The following is a 17,784-nucleotide window of genomic DNA, read 5'->3' on the forward strand; positions in this document are numbered from 1 at the left end:
CTATATTACAATGTAATTATTTTTGATTGTTGTTCTGATTGTGCCATGCTGCAATTTCTTCCATCCTTTGTTTAATTTTAGATTCAGATCCGCTCTTTCATAAGCTTCGTTGGAGCATTCCGAAGTTGCAATGGGACAGGTTCACTCATGGAATGTAAAGCATCTTTTTTCGCATAGCGATAAGCCAAGTAAGCGGAATTCGATTTAGGAGCCAGGGTCAAATAAATAACTGCTTGTGTTAGATGAACATCACACTCTGGCATCCCTATAAATTGACATGCTTGAAATACCGAAACAGTGATTTCCAACGCCCTATTGTCTGCCAAACCTACGTCCTCACTTGCAAACCTAACCAGTCTACGAGCGATAAATAACGGATCTTCACCTGATTCCAACATTCGTGATAACCAATAAATAGATGCATTTACATCACTATTTCGCATGGATTTATGCAATGCAGAAATAATATTGTAGTGTTCTTCACCATCTTTGTCATACAATAGTGATTTTCGATGAATAATTTGAAGTAGCCCTTCTTTGCTAATTAGAATAGCTTCATCTTGTTTCTCTCCATTTAGCACAGCCATTTCTAAGGTGTTTAATGCCATTCGATACATGTTTTCATTTCTAAAACCTCATCCTCAGCATTTTTAAGGGTAGTTTTCACTAAATGAGAATTTATTAAGTTATCCTGCCCGTTAGTTGAACAAAAGCAGCCGGTCACAGGGATCAGCTGCTTTTTTCTACGTTCTATTACACTATCGTTTTCCTTTAGCTTAATGAATTATTACATAAGCCTGCTTCAGCAAGCTTCTCGTCCAGTCTTGCCTTCTGGCGCAAATGATGCCTGCTGTGCATGTTAATCATCTCAAACCATTCACGGGCATTAAGCCAGCCAAACCAGCCATGACGCACCTTGCAAGCCTGATTCGTCCCGTGAATGTGTTCCTCCCAGTATTTCAATTTTTTCTGCACCTGCTCCAGACCGGCTATGATCTCATCCTTACTATCGGGGTTACGGGTCCTGTTGACCGGTTCCTCAAGTTTTACACGGACATCGGGCCATGCTTTTTCGATAAACGCCTTTGTTCCGTCTTCAGTCTTGCCTTCATATATTTCTTGTGTCGCCATAATACAGATTTGAATATGATCGATGTACTCTTCAGCCACATCGATCACGTGAATATACATTTGTCCAATCGACCAAACGTCTTCCTGAGATTTATACCGCAACTGGTCTATCGTATATCCAGCCAGTCTTTGCTTATAGTGTTCGATAATAGCCAGGGAATCATTTATTAACATACGGTTTTCCCCCTATCATATCATAGTCGTTAAAGCACCTGAGCAATCTCCCAAATATGCCCTTCAGGGTCGGCAAAACAAGCTGTCCGCCGCCCCCAAGGACGCGTTATCGGCCCATTTAACCATGTAACGCCCCGCATTTCCAACTCATTGCACCCCCGGTCAACGTCGGGCATTTGGATTGTAAACAAGAACCTTGCACTATCTCCGACACGACCAACCTGAACCGGATCAATCAACTCTCTGGCATTCGATTGATTTAAGAGATTTATGCATGTATTTCCGTAATTAAATACCGCGCAGTTTTCGTCTTCGTATTGGATTAATAGTTGAAATGACTCTTGGTAAAACGTCTTCGATCGCTGCAGATTTTCCATAAATAATGTGATTTCGGTAATTTTATTCGCTCAGCCAGTTATCCCTATCTACATCCGCTCCTATTATTTATTAGTAAACACCCGTAATCATTCCGGTCTTTCGCTTATTCGTTCCTTCTACTCTACATTCTGTAAGTCAATTTCGTTTAGTTGGAGTTTTCTGTTTGCAATATGAGTTTCGACGTTCTCATTAAACTAACCTGCCCGTTAATGAAATGAAGGACAAGATGACGATTAGATACACGCCTAATTGGCAATAGGAACATGTTCTTGTCTCTCGACAGTTCTAGTGCTTATTTCAATTTCAGTTCCTTCGATTGGCTGCTTTTTATGTTTGAATGAGCTTAAGCAATACATTAGCTAATTTTCATTTTTATTTCTCCTTACATACCCATACTTTGATCTTTTGGAACTTTTATTTCATGCTGATCTGTAAAAAAACAAAAAAGCCGCTAATATAGCGACTTTCAATGGGACCATGCTTTTGTCCCTTGACATATAATCTAAAGATGCATCCCGGCTGAACATGTTCCTATGTTGCACGTAAACCCGGCTCCCTCAAGATCTGCTGTTTCTTCCATAAACGAAATATAAAGTAACGGAGGACATGATCATCAATATCACCGAATAAACCAATGTCAACGCTTTGGTATCTGCTAGCGCTTGCGCATCCGTACTGTTCTTGATGACGATTCCTAACGGCTGGTACAAAGGATGATAGAGGAACACGGTAACGTCATAATCGGCCAAAACTCCGTTGAAATTCAAGGCAAGAACAGCTAGCGTCGACGGTAGAATGATCGGCAGCAATACCTTTCTGAACGTATAGAACGGTTTGGCACCCAAATTCCTTGCAGCGTCTTCCAGATTGCTGTCCAAGCTGAAGAAGGAGGCCTTGACCATTCGCAGGGTGAAAGGAATATGGACGATGACATAGGCAATCAGAAGCATCCAGACCGTGCCAACCAGCACCGTATTCCCGATCATCAGCTTTGGCGTGTTAAAGGTTACGATCAGTCCGATTGCAATCAGCGTTGACGGCAGAATCCACGGAATCAGCAATGCGTATTCCAGGGCAAGCGCCCACTTGTTCTTATATTTATGTAAGATCCTTGAGGCGGCCAGCGCCAATGCAACGACAATGACCGAGGCTCCCGCGGCATATAGAATACTTACGAGATAAGGCTTGAATGCCGACATGGATGAAAACACTTGAATGTAATTATCCAACGTGAAGCTGTTCAAATTCAACGTGGCGGTCGAGATACTGGCCGCATCGGTGAACGAAAAGATGATGATCAGCACAACCGGAACGATGTAGAGAACAAACAGGCCGTAAGCCAGAATATGAGCAGCTATGTTACCGGATTTGCTGCGGATTTTTTGTTTGACCAGCTCCGATTTGACTTTGGAGACCGACATGAAGTTGCCCTTACGTTCGAACCGGATCATCACGGTCAACAACACCAGTGTGGCCACCCCGAGAATAAGAGCCAGCAGCGCAGCCAAGTCTCTTGACGTCATGCTTCTCGAGAATGTCAGAATCATCGGCGTAATCGTCTGGAATTCCTTGCCCCCGAGGATAAGCGGCGCGGACGTCGCAGCCAGGCCGGTGAGAAAAGTCAGGATCGTCAGCGCGTAGATCGTAGGCTTCAGGACCGGAAGTACGACCCGCCATAGGATATACCCCGTAGACGCTCCCATATTTCTCGCGGCTTCCACCGTTTGGAAGTCGATTTTGCGAATTGCATTGCTCAGGAACAGGAAGTGGTTGGATGTGCAAGCGAACGTCATGACGAATAGAACCGCCCAATAGCCATGAAACCATGTCGTATCAAAAGAAGGGAACAATTGAACTAAGAGCTTGGTCATAAACCCCTCTTCGCCATAGACGAATTTATAGCCGGACACCAGCACGACTCCGCTGTAAATTAGGGTGGTAAAGTAACCCAACCGCAAAATCTTCGCGCCTTTGATATCGAAATATTCCGAAATCAAAACCAGCGTAATGCCCACCACATTTACCGTAATGACAAGCGAAAAAGCGAGAATAAAGCTGTTGTATAAACTTCTCATCGCGCGTTTGGACGACAGCAGCTTCTCTGCCGCTTCCAGCGTGAATTTGCCGTCCTTAAAGAAGATTTCGCCGTAAATATTCAAGTTCGGAAAAATCAGGAAGGCAATGACAAACCAGACAATCAACCCGTATAAAAGGATCGAGAAAGGGTTTATGGAAGCCAGCCGGGTACTCGGGTTCCGGGCATTCATGCTTCCCCCTCCTTCATCGGATATTGCAAAATATCGCGGGCTGGGAGGTAGATGTCTACATCGTCACCGACCTCATGATGGACGAGCGGGCTTTCTATTTCGATGATTTTTAACCGTCCGCCGCCGGCAATCTCCAATACGTACTTGCTGTATAAACCGTAAAATTCCCGGTCCGCAATCTTGCCTTTCAGTTGGACCGTATCGATCCCCTGCAGGGGCAGCAGGCTTACCTTCTCATTGCGGATATAGGCGATATTCTCTGGCAGAACTATATCCCTCAACCGGCTGTTCTCTACCATCCGCGGATCGAACCGATTAATATCTCCTATGAAATTGCATACAAACTCGGTTTGAGATTGATTGTAAACTTCCATGGGCGTGCCCACTTGCTCCAGGACCCCATGATTGAATACGCCAATCCGGTCGGACAGCGTTAACGCTTCTTCCTGGTCGTGCGTGACATAAATCGTTGTGATCCCGAATTTCTTCTGCAATTGTTTCAGCTCATTGCGCAGCTGTACCCGCAGCTTGGCGTCCAAGTTGGATAAAGGTTCGTCCAGTACCAAGATGCTCGGCTTCAAAACCAGCGCCCTGGCAATCGCAACGCGCTGCTGCTGGCCGCCGGATAGTTCCGATACTTTCTTGAACAGCTGATCATCTTTCAGATCAACCTTCCGAGCAATGTCCTTTACCTTCTGGTCCACTTCCGTCTTGGAAAACTTCTTGACACGCAAGCCAAAAGCGATATTCTCGTACACATTCATCGTCGGAAACAGCGCATAGCTTTGAAATACCATCCCGATCTCTCTTTTTTCGATCGGCAAACGGGTAATGTCGGTGTCTTTCAGCAGGATCTGTCCGCTCGTAGGCATAATAAACCCGACCAGACTGCGGAGGGTCGTCGTCTTCCCGCAACCCGAGGGACCGAGGAACGTGAAGAATTCCCCTTCCCGAATATGCAAATTAAGGTTTTTGACAGCATGAAATTCTCCGAATTTAATGTCAACGTTCTGGAATGTAATCATATTATTATCTTCCTTTTTGTTGGACTTGAATGAACGGCTGCATATTGGCGTTCCCAATATGCAGCCGGCTTGACTCCATTCCGTTATTTAGTGCATAATCTCCAACTCGATTTTCTCCGCCCACAGATCCATGTTTTCGGCAATAAAGGCCCAATCGAAATCTTGTGGTTTTAACGATGTAAACAGTTCCTTGACGGAATCATTGGCTTGCTCGACCGCTTTCGTATTTGCCGGCATGGCATTGAACTCAGCCGCAAATTCCCCTTGAATTTCGCTGGATCCGAGCCATTCTACGAACCGCTCCGCCGTTGCCTGTTTCTTCGTTCCGTTTACGAGCGCTGCATGTTCCACGACCATCGGTACGCCGACTTCAGGACTGACAATGCCTGCTTTCACTTTATATTGCTCTTCCTTCTGCTGCAGGGTTCCGGAAACGAGCGCCCCTAGCGGTGTTTTGCCGCTGGCCAAATTGGCATAGAAGTCTTCGCCCTCGACTGCGCTGACGCCGTTGTCATACAACTGCTGAATTTCATTCCAGCCTTCCTCGGATATACCGAGATCACCATTCGGATCTTGGAAACGGGTCAGAATGCCCGCTACAATAAGACGAGGCGTATTTTGTCCAAGCAGCGTAGGAGCTTCGTACTTCCCTTTGTACGCATCGTTCTTATAAAGATCGGTCCAGTCCTTTGGCGCGGTATCGGCCGTGAATTCGTTCGGGTTATACCCAAGCAGAATCGCTTGCTTCACAAGGCCATGATAGTAGCCTTCCGGATCGTTCAAGCCCTGCTCCACATCTCCGGCCCAGCTTGGAACAAACTTAGCCAGAACGTCTTCCTTTTTCAAATTCTCATAAAGCATATTGTTCAAGCCGTATACGACGTCCGCGATCGGGTTGTTCTTCTCGGCAATCAACCGGTTCGTTAAGTCGGCGCCGCCCGCTCCGACAATTTCGATGTCAAAGCCCGCACCTTTCGCTTTCTCCATCAGCCATTCGCCGCGGCCGTCAGAGTTCGCATTCGTGTACACGATCAACTTTTCATTCTGGACCGGTTCCGTAGACGACAATTCCGACCCGGCCGGAGCTCCGGACTCCGAAGTGCCCGAGTTTGCATTACCGGCATTGTTGCCGCCTCCGCAAGCCGATACAATCACACACATAATGAGAAGTAGCGCCATTGAAAGTTTTCTCATGATTCCCTTAACTCTCCTTTGATCGTGTCATTTTATTTGGTTTAAATGTTGATGATCAACCCGTCATATGCCGGCAAAATTCCGACGGGGCTGAAGATGCGGACAAAATCATCATGAAGCAGCTTGGAATTATGGCTAAAATGTGTGACGACGATTTGGCCTTCAGGCTTAAGGATATTTTCTTTTTGGAACTCGCGCTGGACTTCCAGCACTGTTTCCACGCACATATGATTGCGGTCGTGGGAGTTCCCCGTATATCCATGCGTGCAGTCGAGGATGGCGCAATCCAGATTTTTGCCCTTTAACCATGCCCATGTCGCATCCGGGAACCAGCCCGAATCGTGCCCGTACAGCAGTTTTTTCCCTTCCTTTTCGATCACGTATAACAGACAGGTTTCCATGGGGTCATGATCCGCCAACAATGGCGTTACCCTTGCATTGCCCATAGCGAAGGTCTCAAACGGGCGCAACAGATGGAATTGATACCTTTGTCCCTCAAAGCGGCCGATGGCGGCACGCGTGTGATGCATCACCGTACCATTCCCATAAATGTGCATCGGATGCTGAAGGCCGTGCGCAATTCCCTCCCTGCGGCATTCCAAATCAACGGCATTGTAATGGTCCGAATGCGAATGCGTGACCAACAGGTGCTCGATTGCTCCCAGATCGATATTGTCCCGCAGCGCCTGCATATAAGAATCCGGGGAATAGTCAAACTTGATGACATCGTCCAGGATGGCGGAAGTTCGCGTGCGAATATTTTTCCCTCCAAGCTCCCGCGCTTTGTTACAATGCTCGCAGCGGCAAAAGGCATTGGGAAAGCCCTCTGCGGCTGCAGTTCCTAGAAAGTGAATTTTCAAAGTCATGTCTCCTTGCTACTGTAGTGATCCATTTTACGTCCTGGACTGAACGGATTGTCGTTCTACAATCGATGTTTGAATTTTAATGGTGATTGGATTCTCGTTGGAGTTGCCAACGCGCTTCATCAGCAAATCAACGGCCGATCGGGCAAGCTTCTCGGTATCTTGTCGAACCGTCGTAAGCGGGGTCGGAATATATGCCGCTAACTGGATATCGGAGAACCCGACGATGGACAGCTTTTCAGGAACCGGAATCCCCATTTGCAGTGCGGTGTGAATGGTCGAGATGGCGACATGGTCATCCCCGCACATGATGGCCGTCATCCGGGGGTTGTCCTGAATAAACCGCTCCTGTTCCGGATCACACTCATTAATGCGGCTGGTATCGCAAGCGACGCTTCGAAAATGAATGTTCTGGATCTTCACCGGAATTTTATGGTCGAGCAGCGCTTGGATATAGCCTTGATACCGTTCCTTCCGGCTTGTGATATTGTCGATCGGATTCGAAGTGTATCCGACTTCCCGGTGCCCCTTCTCGATCAAATACTTCGTCATTTGATAAGAGCCCATATAGTGGTCGTGATACACGCAATCAATCTCCACTTCATGGAAAATACGATCGATGATCACCAGCGGCAGTTTGCGCAACTTTAGTCGCAGCACCTGATCGCTGCAGGTCTTCCGGCCCTGAGGAAACAGAATGATACCGGTGATCCCTCCTTCGACCAGCCTTTCCAGACAAAGATCCTCATCGTCGCAGTCCTTGGTCATTTTTAAAATGAGGTCGCACCCGTGCTTTCGCACTTCAGCTTCGGCGGCGGCGATGATTCTGGAAGTGTAATCAGATAGATGTGGCATAATGAGTGCGATCTGTCCGAACGGCCTGTCCACGTTCGGTGCTGCCTCGGTGACATGGGGAGAAGTTCCTCCATCGGCCATCATCTCTTCTGACGGCTGGGCAAGGAAGGTCCCTCTTCGGGGCAAGCGGTACACCAGTCCCTGCTCGGCCAGCTTTTGAAGCGCCAGCTTGCTCGTCATTCTGCTCACCCCGAACAGCTTGGCAAGCTCTCCTTCGGATGGAACAGGATCATGTGGCCGTAGCCTGCGGCTCTGAATAATCTCGATTACCTGATCAGCCACCCGGTGATATAATTGATTCTGTTTAATTAAACGTACATCTTTCATCAAATCATCCCTCTAATCGTTGAGTCGACTCGTATCCACAAGGGATCTATTTTAACCTTAATTAATGTCACTGACATATTCAATGATATATATGTAAAACCCTTGTAAATTCTGTGTTAAATCGAAATTATGTGTTCCTGAATCAAGTATTATATATCAGTGATATATTAATTCGCCTCACATATTTGCTATCAAGGTACACTACACTATGCAAGCTATTGCCATTTCCCCGATCAGCAAAAGAAAAACCTGCCGGTTTGGTATTATCCCCTTTAAGTAGACACTTAAAAAAACCTTCATGTTATCATGAGGGTTCAAGTGACACTTGGAGGGGATATTTTTATGGCGAAAAAAGGACAAACATTTCAGACGTATACCGAAGAATTCAAATTGAATGCCGTTAGATCATATGTCGAAGGTTCCTCTAGTTACAAGGTAGTCGCTGAACGCGAAGGAATTCGAAACTGTTCACAACTGAAGGTGTGGGTGAAAAAGTGGAAAAACGGGGAAGCGTTCGATGAGCGAAAAAACAATGTCTCGAATCCACTGTAGGGGCGTCCCCGTACTGCCTTTAGCCGTGTAGAGGAAGAACGTGACTATCTTCAAGCACAGGTAGATTATTTAAAAAAGCGGTATCCAAATCTAGTAAAGGAGAAGCACTGAACCAACGAGAGAACTACGATATCATCGATGAATTGCGCTGCTCACATGGCATTACACGCCTATTAACCATAGCAGGAATACCCCGATCCAGTTACTACAAATGGCGAGCAATCCAGCCGCAGCGAGGCGCAAGACAAGACCGTGATCGTGAGATCAAAGAATGTATGATGGCCATTCATATGACAAACCGAGAGTTTGGTTATCCTCGCATGACCACGGCGTTGTGGGAGGCCCACTGTTTCTTGAATTGTTGAAATACAAATTCTAAAATTGTCCACCGTTAGCTGGAACATGCACGTTTTCAATCCTAATTCTATACAAGTTCAAGATTCGAACTTGTTACTCGCTGAGCTCTTCAAAATTCCAATACATATGCATCAAGTTATATTCAAATAATTCTTTAAGTTTTAAAAATAGTGGTAATTGCATAAGCACTTTAGAAGAGAGAGCATTCTCTTCCTTATATCCCTCGATCAATTCCTTGGTTATGGATTGTTCATAATCTCGTATGTTTCCTCCCCCGGAGTACGAGAACTCAAGCGCAGAATAGGTTGGAACGGCTAAATCGTATGCATAAAAATGCTTCTCACAATCTTGAAAATCAATCATAGTTAGTTTAGATTCATTGTCTATCTTCTAGCCAAAGGTCTCCATGTTCAGGAATAATTGAGCCGTCGGGAAAATCCAGTTAGCAATAGCATTGCTGTATTCTTTTAGACCCACTTGTTCGAGCTGTTGTATTACGTTTTCTTTGTTCATTATAAGCCCCCAAAAAGGTGCTTTCTTCTGTGCATGGATAAATCATCGATGCACAGAACAGTTCCGGCTAAACGTTTTGCGTTTATCATATAGATTCAACAGCTTCCGGCAATATTCTCTCGTATTCTTTATGTAACACGTAACGATGGACACCTCTTGAAGAATCAACTGCTTCCCTAGCATGCTGAATGGCCTTTTCGCGGTGACCTGCTTTGATTTCTATTTCCGCGAGTAACGCAGATCTCATCCAACGCTTTTTGATTGACTTAAGACGTTCTCTTGCTTCAGAACTTTTCTCATCCTCCGATAATAAAATGGTTTCGTAATATGCACGGTAATCCGAAAAGCGGATATGCGGCACAGCTTCCCGAACATCATTCATATCCTTGCGGTGAACCCCATAAGCTGCCTTGTACACTGCTTGTGCCTTTTCCCTCTTATGTTTGTTCATAATCTGCTCCATAACCATTCTTGCTTCATCCTCGAATCTATTCGCAAGTACATAATTAACATAAAGTTCAGGCGTATTTTTCTGAATAAGTAAAAAGGACTCCACACGATCCATACGCTTTTCAAGGGCCAACGGATAAAAGTAGTGGATGATAAACGCAATAAGGGCTACACCCATACCAACCCCTATGGTCAGGATTTTCGAATACCCATTTAAACTCATAAATAAGACAAGTAAGAACACGGCGACATAAAAAGCAACTTTCCATCGAAACTTCATTATTACTCTCCTTTGAACATAGTAATGAACAAGCAAGTCTCTATTATACCAAAATAAATTCTCTTTTTTGTAAAATGTTAGGAGTGGCGGTTTGCTATTGCCCAGTCGTGTCAGGAGATGATTCTGCTCGTCATAAGGTACAGACTAGTAAAGAATTATCTCTACATAAAGAATGATTACAATGTAAGGAGGAAGCTTGTTCACATCCAAAACTTATGAATTAGGCACTCCACAGGGTTGAAAAAGAACTCCGATATCCCTAAATGTAGTGGGTATGCGGAGTTATTTATTATTCTATTCGATCGTCTCCTGCGTGATGCTCGCCATGACTGTCGAAGGCTCTGGGTGATTAACGTCTGTGAATCATGCATACGTGTAAGGGGTCACATCCGTCTCCTCTATGTACGCTCAAACTTAAAATATAGTAATATACCCATATCATGATAGATCTAAGGAATGGACATTATACGAAAAGATAAATCTTTGAATGTATTATTTTTGTTTTGTCCTAATTATGGGATAAGAAAAATACAATCTCAACGTTGAATTTACACGCCACAAGTAAATACTCCCGATCTCGGGACGGACGTTGGGCTATATGGACATTTGACAGAAGATAAAGATACAGAAGTGTTCCTCCTCATTAACTATGAGACAGTTGAAGTCGTCACTGTAGGCGTTCCTGAAGAGATAATTCAAAAATAGGAATCTAAGCTGCCAATGGGAACAGGCACCCTCCACTCTGATTTTTACTAATTAGAAAGTCCTCACTTTTTATCATTATATATGCCTCCAAATAATCATTTCTACGTTAGCTTAATCACTGTTTTAATTTGTGATACGGTTCGGCGTATTATCTGTAGAGCGAAATCGAAGACACCCAGTAGGGTGCCCTTCGACTTTCTTACTGTCTCTCTTTGGCGAGTTGGATAAACGAACTCAAATCGATCAACCAACCTTGTTGGGACACTCGTTCACTGTACGGAACGTGCAAGTGCTGCAACAGAGCCTCGGAAATCGGGTCTGCCGTCAGCCGTCCACAAAAGCTCTGTCACAAATGTATGGCGATTCGGATCGTACAGCGGATCTCCTATAATGTTCTTGTATGTTCTTGCATGGAACACAAATAGCGTCTTTTCGCCCGTCTCTGACACCGTGAAGGAATTATGACCGGGACCATACATAGAGATGCTCTCATCTGTCGAGAAAACTGCTGCTTGCGACTTGCGCCATGAGGTGGCATCGAGCAAATCAGCATCCGCATCGGCTTCAAGCAGGCCCATGCAATAATTGAAATCTGTGGCGCTAGCCGAGTAAGAGAGGAATACCCGATTCCCCTTGCGAAGAAATGCCGCGCCTTCGTTCACTTTATAACCAATGATCTCCCAGTCATATTCCGGCATCGAAATCATGGTTTGCGGCCCAGTCAGCGTCCACGGATTGCTCATTTTAGATATATACAGATTAGAGTTACCTTCGATATTCGGATCCTTTTGTGCCCATACATAATAACGGCTGCCATTATGCTCAAAGGTAGTGGCATCGAGGGAGAAGCTTTCCCACGCGGTACGAATCTGTCCTCTTTCCGTCCAACTGCCTTCGAGCGGATTGGCATTTTCATTCTCTAGCACGTACATCCGATGGTCGAACAAGCCTTCATTCGTATCCGTCGTGTGTGCGGCAGCGAAATAAACGTACCATTTGTCATCAATAAAATGCAGTTCAGGCGCCCAAATATTGGCACTAAGGATACCAGTCTCGCGCTTTCTCCAGATCATCACAGGAGTTGATGTAACAAGCCCCTCAACGTTCTGGGCTCTACGGATTTCAATTCGATCATACTCCGGAACGGATGCTACGAAGTAATAATAACCGTCCGAATGTCGGTACATAAAAGGATCTGCTCTCTGCTCAATTAATGGTTGAATGTCGTGTAAGGCTCTCTGTTGGATTTCCATCTTATCACCTGTTTCATCTTAATTTTTACTACCCTTTAACAGCACCTGCAGTCATACCGTCTATGAAATATTTCTGGAAAGCAATAAACAGGATGAAAATTGGAATGATGGAGAAAAAGGAGCCCACGATCAATAGGTCATAGTTATTGCCATAAGGAGTTAACAACGTTTTCAAACCGATTGGAAGTGTAAATTTACTCTGATCTCCGAGCACCATGAATGGCCACAACAGATTATTCCAGCTATTCATCCCATTCAAAATAGCCATTGCCGCAAAGGATGGTTTCATAATCGGCATAATTAGTCTGAAATAAATCGTATATTCATTTGCGCCATCAACCCGCCCAGATTGAATAATCTCTTTGGGTATGCTTCTTAGATATTGCCTGAAGAAAAATATTGTCGCGGCATTAGCTATACCCGGCAGAATGATTGCTGAATAGCTATTCACCATTTTCAAATCATTAATTAGGCTGTACAAAGGAACCAGCAGTATTTCGAAAGGCACCATCATAATGAGCAGAACACATATAAAGAGGAAGTTCTTACCTTTAAAATCATATGCTGCAAAACCATATGCAACAAATGCGCTTACAAAAAGTGTTAAAACCACTTGAACGATTGTTAAAGTCATACTGTTCCAAAACCATACAAAATAATCATGTTCTCCAGTAAACAGATAGATGAAATTATCAAAACTCATGATTTCAAAATCCAAACTTAGGTTAAGACCATATCTAACTAATGATTCACCAGGTTTAAAGGAAGATAGGGCCACTGCATAGAAGGGGATCATAATTATAATGAATAGTATAATGAATAAACAAATAATTACTATTCTAGAGATAAAATCACTCCTCGTCTGACTTTTGCCCACTTTAATCCTCCTCCTTTTTGAACATTCCACTAAATTTCAACTGCGTTAAATTGATAATCATAGCAATGACTAACAGAACGATACCAACTGCAGCTGCGTAACCCAGCTTATTCTTCTCAATCCCTTGTCTATACAGATATCCAACAATGGTTAAGCCAATATTTTTGGGTGAATTGTTACCGTTAAACATCATCAGGCTCTCGGTAAACATGGCTAAACCTGCATAAACACTAATTGTCGTAACATATACCGTTGTCGGCTTCAGTAATGGCATTGTGATCGTTCTAAACTTCTGCCAAGCAGATGCCCCGTCAATTGAAGCAGCCTCATAATATTCATTGTCAATGCTTTTCAAACCGGATAGATAGTAAAGCATATTAACACCTGTCCATCTCCAACATGCGAGGATTAACAGTGCTGCCATACTCCAATTTCCGTCTTTCAAAAATTTAATATGCTCTACACCAAATAGACCTAGGAAACTGTTCATTAATGAACCTTCCATTTCACCGAATGTAAGGCGAAAAATGGTACCCGCAACTGCGACAGATGTCAATGCAGGGAGAAAGAACGAAGATTTAAAAAACTCTCTTCCCATCATTAACTTACTGTTGATCATAACGGCGAATAACATGGGAAAAGGAATTAACAGCACTAAGGTTCCTAACATGTACACAACGCTATTTTTAATAGATGTCAAAAACACTTTATCTGTAAGTAATTTCGAATAATTCGCTTCACCAATCCATTTAGGATCCTGTCCCAACATCCTATCTTGAAAGCTCATTACGAATGAATTTCCAAGTGGAAAAAACCAGAATAACAAAAATATGAGTATAAATGGCAATACAAAAACATAAGGCGCAACTTTTTGAGAGTATACAAATTTCTTTATCATATTCTCAATCTCCCTTGACTATGGTTAAACCTGCCGACCACTATACCTGCCGACAGGTTTAATCAAATCATTTACTTATTATATTTATTTCAATTCTTGTTCAATTGCGGCTTGTGCTTCATCCAGCGCTTCCTTTACGTCTTGGCCATCTTCAAAGATCGCATTCAAAGTAACCGTATTGAATATATTGCCGATGGTCGGTGAAGCTTTAACGGACTTGATCGCTCTAATTTCGTCCTTGATTTCATTCAAAGTATCAAATGCATTTGTTTTAAAGTATTGGACGTATTCATTTTCAGGGTTTTTCGTTACTGCATCATCTTTCCATACTTCCATGTTGATTGGGTCAAATCCAAGTGTATTCCAAATTTCAGTAGTAGCTTCTTTCGAAAGCTTAGCAAAGGCTACAAATTCTTTTGCCAACTGAACGTCTTTACCATTCTTAGTAACAACTGTGCCAGTACCGCCTAAGCCAACGGAACGAGGATTACCTTCTTCAAATACTGGCAATGGAGCAATTGCATACTTACCTTTGAGGTCTTTCATTTCGTTTACAAAGCGGGACATGTACCACTCAGGCATCAATGCACTTGCGTAGTTGCCTTTGTTGTATTCGCCTTTTGCTTCTTCTGTGTCGGGTTGTCCGCCAGGGATCGTATGAATAACATTGTTCTTCTGCAGATCGACCAACATTTCATACGCTTTAATCATTTCAGGCGAGTTAACTTTTGGATTACCATTTTCATCTGTAAAATCAGCGTTTTGCTGAGCTAACAGCAGCGATGCTTGCCACGTAGCTGATGTATCAGCAGTACCTAAGTACTTGCCAGTCTTTTCATAAACCTTGATACCTGCTTGTTTGTAATCTTCCCACGTTTTAATTGTCTTGTAGTCAACACCTGCTTGTTCGAGAATTTCAGTATTGTAGAAAGCAAGCGTCGCACCTACGTGATAATCAAAGCCGTAAACCTGATCGGCTTTGGAATAAATCTCGACACGTGAAGGAACAACAACATCTTTGTATGGTGCAAATACATCATTCAAAGATTCCAGTGGAACGTTGTCACCTTCCAGGAATTTAGGGAATTGACCAAGCTCGATATCCGCGATATCAGGAGCACCTTTTCCGCTTGTAACTGCCAATAAGAGCTTGTTGTGCATATCATCGTAAGGCATAACCGTTACATTCAACTTAATCTGTTTGTTTGGGTTCTGTTGGTTCCATAAGCCCAGCATTTTATCCAAATGCTTACCGTGCAAATCTACGAATGTCCAAAATGACAATTCTGTTGCATTCTCACCAGCATTAGCGCCTAATTGCTGTGTTTCCGTTTTTGAATCGGAAGGATTACCACATGCTGTAAAAACAAGTGACATAATAAGGATTGTAACGATGGAGATTAACGTACTGCGTTTTTTCATTTGTTCGTCATCCTCTCTTTTTTGTTATGCATTTGAAAAGTCGGCTGACTAGTTAGTTCTGTTAATTTAAGCGGTTTCAATCTGACTTGGCACCACCATCCTTAACATAATTCTAACCGTTCAAAGAAAAGCCCCTTCGCAACAATTTCTCAGATTCCATATTGTAAGCGCTTTACATGCCGTATTATAATATATATGAAATAAGCTTTATATAACCAATTGATTATAAAATCATAAAGTTTATGGGGAGATGCTACTCTTTGAAAAAGCTGGCGCTCTACAAACAAATTCGAGAAAATATTATACAGAAAATTAAATCAGGACAGCTTCGGCCAACGGACCGCATTCCTTCTGAGCAAGAACTAATGGACGAATTTAGAGTAAGTAAAATAACAGTCAAGAACGCCCTAACCCTACTAGCTGACGAAGGATTAATTATACGCGTACAAGGCAAAGGCTCATTCGTCTCTTCTAGTCTTGATGTTTTTAGCATCAATTCTCTGCCATCCCGCAGCGCGTCGACCATGCCACTCATCGGCTTCATCATTCCAACGATGAGAACCCGTGTCATTCAGAAACTCGTTGACTACACGGAACAATTCCTACAAGAATCCGGCCTCAGCATGGTACTAAGTATCACGCGCGAGTCCTCCTCTATCGAATCCAATGTCATTCGTACACTAACGGAGCTCGGTGTGAAGGGGCTGATCGTTTTTCCGACAGAAGATGAGAAGTACAACGAATCACTACTGCGTCTGTCGCTCGATAAATTCCCGTGCGTTTTCATCGACCGCTATCTGCGCAACATTGAGACGTACACCATTACATCCGACAATTACGGCGGTGCGTACAAAGCTGTCTCCCATTTGCTATCCAAGAGTCATCAACAGATTGCGCTCATCTCACCTGAGAATGTTAATACAGCCGTCGAGGATCGCACGCTCGGCTTCGAAAAGGCTTACACAGATCAAGGCCTATCGATTGACAAGAGCTTGTGGTGTCACATCCCTCTCGACATTCTACGCGGCGAGCAAGCATTGGAATATGTAAGCGACTTCTTGCAGGACCACAGTGGAATTTCGGCCGCCTTCTCCTTGACTGAAGAAACTGCACGCCTTACATCGACCGCTATCAGTCGTCTGAACAATCACTCCAATATCGATTTGCTATCTTTCGATAATCCACATCTTTCAGGCGTAGCTTATGTGCAGCAGGATGAACAGGAAATGGCACGAACAGCCGTAAGGCTGTTACGTGAACAAATGGAAGATGTTTATTCTCCTAAGAACGCCGTCATTCCCGTGCAACTCATCTTACCTTGACACGACAAACGTTGCAGCCAGATGATAGATGAACTGGACATATCAATTGGTTTTACCGGCGATGTTGTTCATGATTGTCTGCCCGGCTTTTTAAGACTCACTACCAATTTAGTCGTGCCCCTTGCAACGGCCATCTCCTACGCGAATGCTAAGGAATCTCAGAGCATAACTGGCACTTATGTTTTACCTTTTCATCGTGTCAGTTCTGTCATAACAATGTGAACATTTTCATGTATTACGGTACTTAATGTGGTTTTAAGTACATATGTTCATTTTTTAGATATCCATCTAATCGGAAATGGGAACATGTTCTTATCCATTTCGGCAATCGGTACAAGTTCTTGTCCTTAGCTTGGGACAAGAACTTGTACCGATAAAATAAAAAAGCCGCTAAAATAGCGACTTCAATAGAATCATGTTCTTGTCTCTCGACAATAATCGTCTCATCTTTCTCATTCCGAAACACCAGTGCTTCTTTAATATTCATCCCCATAGCTAAGAGAAATGCAAGGCTCATTAAAACAATTGCAGGTGTTGTCTCTTTACTTTTTGGAGCTTTTGTTTCGAATTACCCAGGTAGAGCGCACTGGTATGATGTGGGTGTAGATGAGATATTCGTCTCAGTTCAGTTTTGTGCAGTTATCTTATCAACTGCACTATATGTACTTCTACTAAAAGACGAGAGGAAAGTTTTTAATAAAATAGAGACCTATTTTAACTTTATTATCCCTCGGCTTTCTCATATTTAATATTGTTGCCGAGTCCTCTTACTTGATTGCCCAATTGTTAGACACAACTGAATCGCTAGGCTTCCAATCGCCTTAAATCGTTCTACCTCTATCGTTTTGCCGAAATAATCGGCTGGATCAACGTCTTCCATCAGTCCCCATTCGACCATATCTGGCGTACGGGTCAGCAATTTCCGATGCGACTGTCGAGAA

General features: G+C 43.7%; 17 protein-coding genes and 2 pseudogenes. 3 read left to right on the forward strand and 16 right to left on the reverse strand.

Going from position 1 to position 17,784, the window contains the following annotated elements; all coding sequences use genetic code 11:
- Positions 1 to 16: 16 nt before the first annotated feature.
- The 8 genes and pseudogenes from JNUCC31_RS00265 to JNUCC31_RS00300 form a co-directional block, all read right to left on the reverse strand.
- Positions 17 to 611, reverse strand: a pseudogene (locus tag JNUCC31_RS00265) (AAA family ATPase); the annotation flags it as partial.
- Between the two features lie 160 nt (positions 612 to 771).
- Positions 772 to 1,305 carry a DinB family protein gene (locus JNUCC31_RS00270; RefSeq protein WP_192267515.1) on the reverse strand — a complete coding sequence of 178 codons (534 nt, stop codon included), beginning with the start codon at positions 1,303 to 1,305 and terminating at the stop codon, positions 772 to 774.
- Positions 1,306 to 1,334: 29 nt separating this feature from the next.
- On the reverse strand, positions 1,335 to 1,703 hold the full coding sequence (locus tag JNUCC31_RS00275; protein WP_228469808.1) for a VOC family protein: 369 nt from the start codon (positions 1,701 to 1,703) through the stop codon (positions 1,335 to 1,337).
- A 537-nt stretch (positions 1,704 to 2,240) separates the two neighbouring features.
- Positions 2,241 to 3,950, reverse strand: a complete 1,710-nt coding sequence (locus tag JNUCC31_RS00280) for an ABC transporter permease (protein WP_192267517.1) — start codon at positions 3,948 to 3,950, stop codon at positions 2,241 to 2,243.
- A complete protein-coding gene (locus JNUCC31_RS00285; protein ID WP_192267518.1) occupies positions 3,947 to 4,975 on the reverse strand; it encodes an ABC transporter ATP-binding protein in 1,029 nt (342 codons plus the stop codon). The genes JNUCC31_RS00280 and JNUCC31_RS00285 overlap by 4 nt, the downstream gene beginning before the upstream one ends.
- An 87-nt stretch (positions 4,976 to 5,062) precedes the next feature.
- Entirely contained in the window at positions 5,063 to 6,169 is a 1,107-nt protein-coding gene (locus JNUCC31_RS00290; RefSeq protein WP_192267519.1) for an extracellular solute-binding protein, read from the reverse strand.
- 41 nt (positions 6,170 to 6,210) lie between these two features.
- Positions 6,211 to 7,029 (reverse strand): MBL fold metallo-hydrolase, encoded by an 819-nt coding sequence (locus tag JNUCC31_RS00295; RefSeq protein WP_192267520.1) that lies wholly within the window; start codon positions 7,027 to 7,029, stop codon positions 6,211 to 6,213.
- A 33-nt stretch (positions 7,030 to 7,062) separates the two neighbouring features.
- Positions 7,063 to 8,214, reverse strand: a complete 1,152-nt coding sequence (locus JNUCC31_RS00300) for a GntR family transcriptional regulator (protein WP_192267521.1) — start codon at positions 8,212 to 8,214, stop codon at positions 7,063 to 7,065.
- Positions 8,215 to 8,556: 342 nt separating this feature from the next.
- On the opposite strand from JNUCC31_RS00300, the gene JNUCC31_RS00305 reads away from it, so the two are divergent.
- Positions 8,557 to 8,766, forward strand: a complete 210-nt coding sequence (locus JNUCC31_RS00305; RefSeq protein ID WP_228469382.1) for a transposase — start codon at positions 8,557 to 8,559, stop codon at positions 8,764 to 8,766.
- A 375-nt stretch (positions 8,767 to 9,141) separates the two neighbouring features.
- Here JNUCC31_RS00305 and JNUCC31_RS00310 read toward each other — a convergent pair.
- The 7 genes and pseudogenes from JNUCC31_RS00310 to JNUCC31_RS00335 all read right to left on the reverse strand — a co-directional run.
- Positions 9,142 to 9,532: pseudogene (locus JNUCC31_RS00310) on the reverse strand (protein kinase); the annotation flags it as partial.
- Entirely contained in the window at positions 9,514 to 9,636 is a 123-nt protein-coding gene (locus JNUCC31_RS33735) for a hypothetical protein (protein ID WP_267132493.1), read from the reverse strand. The gene JNUCC31_RS33735 and the pseudogene JNUCC31_RS00310, both read right to left, overlap by 19 nt.
- Positions 9,637 to 9,721: 85 nt before the next feature.
- Positions 9,722 to 10,366: a hypothetical protein gene (locus JNUCC31_RS00315; protein ID WP_192267522.1), complete on the reverse strand. Its 645-nt coding sequence runs from the start codon at positions 10,364 to 10,366 to the stop codon at positions 9,722 to 9,724.
- Between the two features lie 974 nt (positions 10,367 to 11,340).
- On the reverse strand, positions 11,341 to 12,324 hold the full coding sequence (locus JNUCC31_RS00320) for a glycoside hydrolase family 43 protein (RefSeq protein ID WP_192267523.1): 984 nt from the start codon (positions 12,322 to 12,324) through the stop codon (positions 11,341 to 11,343).
- Between the two features lie 28 nt (positions 12,325 to 12,352).
- Positions 12,353 to 13,171, reverse strand: coding sequence for a carbohydrate ABC transporter permease (locus tag JNUCC31_RS00325; protein WP_416234478.1), 819 nt, complete (start codon positions 13,169 to 13,171; stop codon positions 12,353 to 12,355).
- A 31-nt stretch (positions 13,172 to 13,202) separates the two neighbouring features.
- Complete coding sequence (locus tag JNUCC31_RS00330; RefSeq protein ID WP_192267525.1) at positions 13,203 to 14,099, reverse strand: carbohydrate ABC transporter permease; 897 nt, start codon at positions 14,097 to 14,099, stop codon at positions 13,203 to 13,205.
- A gap of 84 nt (positions 14,100 to 14,183) precedes the next feature.
- Positions 14,184 to 15,521: an ABC transporter substrate-binding protein gene (locus JNUCC31_RS00335; RefSeq protein ID WP_192267526.1), complete on the reverse strand. Its 1,338-nt coding sequence runs from the start codon at positions 15,519 to 15,521 to the stop codon at positions 14,184 to 14,186.
- Positions 15,522 to 15,781: 260 nt separating this feature from the next.
- Between JNUCC31_RS00335 and JNUCC31_RS00340 the strand changes: the two genes are divergently transcribed.
- Complete coding sequence (locus JNUCC31_RS00340) at positions 15,782 to 16,843, forward strand: GntR family transcriptional regulator (protein ID WP_192267527.1); 1,062 nt, start codon at positions 15,782 to 15,784, stop codon at positions 16,841 to 16,843.
- Between the two features lie 524 nt (positions 16,844 to 17,367).
- Entirely contained in the window at positions 17,368 to 17,592 is a 225-nt protein-coding gene (ypmT, locus tag JNUCC31_RS34005; protein ID WP_416234479.1) for a protein YpmT, read from the forward strand.
- Here ypmT and JNUCC31_RS33000 read toward each other — a convergent pair.
- Positions 17,589 to 17,762, reverse strand: coding sequence for a hypothetical protein (locus JNUCC31_RS33000; RefSeq protein ID WP_228469384.1), 174 nt, complete (start codon positions 17,760 to 17,762; stop codon positions 17,589 to 17,591). The genes ypmT and JNUCC31_RS33000 overlap by 4 nt on opposite strands.
- Between the last annotated feature and the right edge of the window lie 22 nt (positions 17,763 to 17,784).

It is taken from the genome of Paenibacillus sp. JNUCC-31 (assembly GCF_014844075.1).
In the GTDB taxonomy this organism is placed as follows: Bacteria; Bacillota; Bacilli; order Paenibacillales; family Paenibacillaceae; genus Paenibacillus.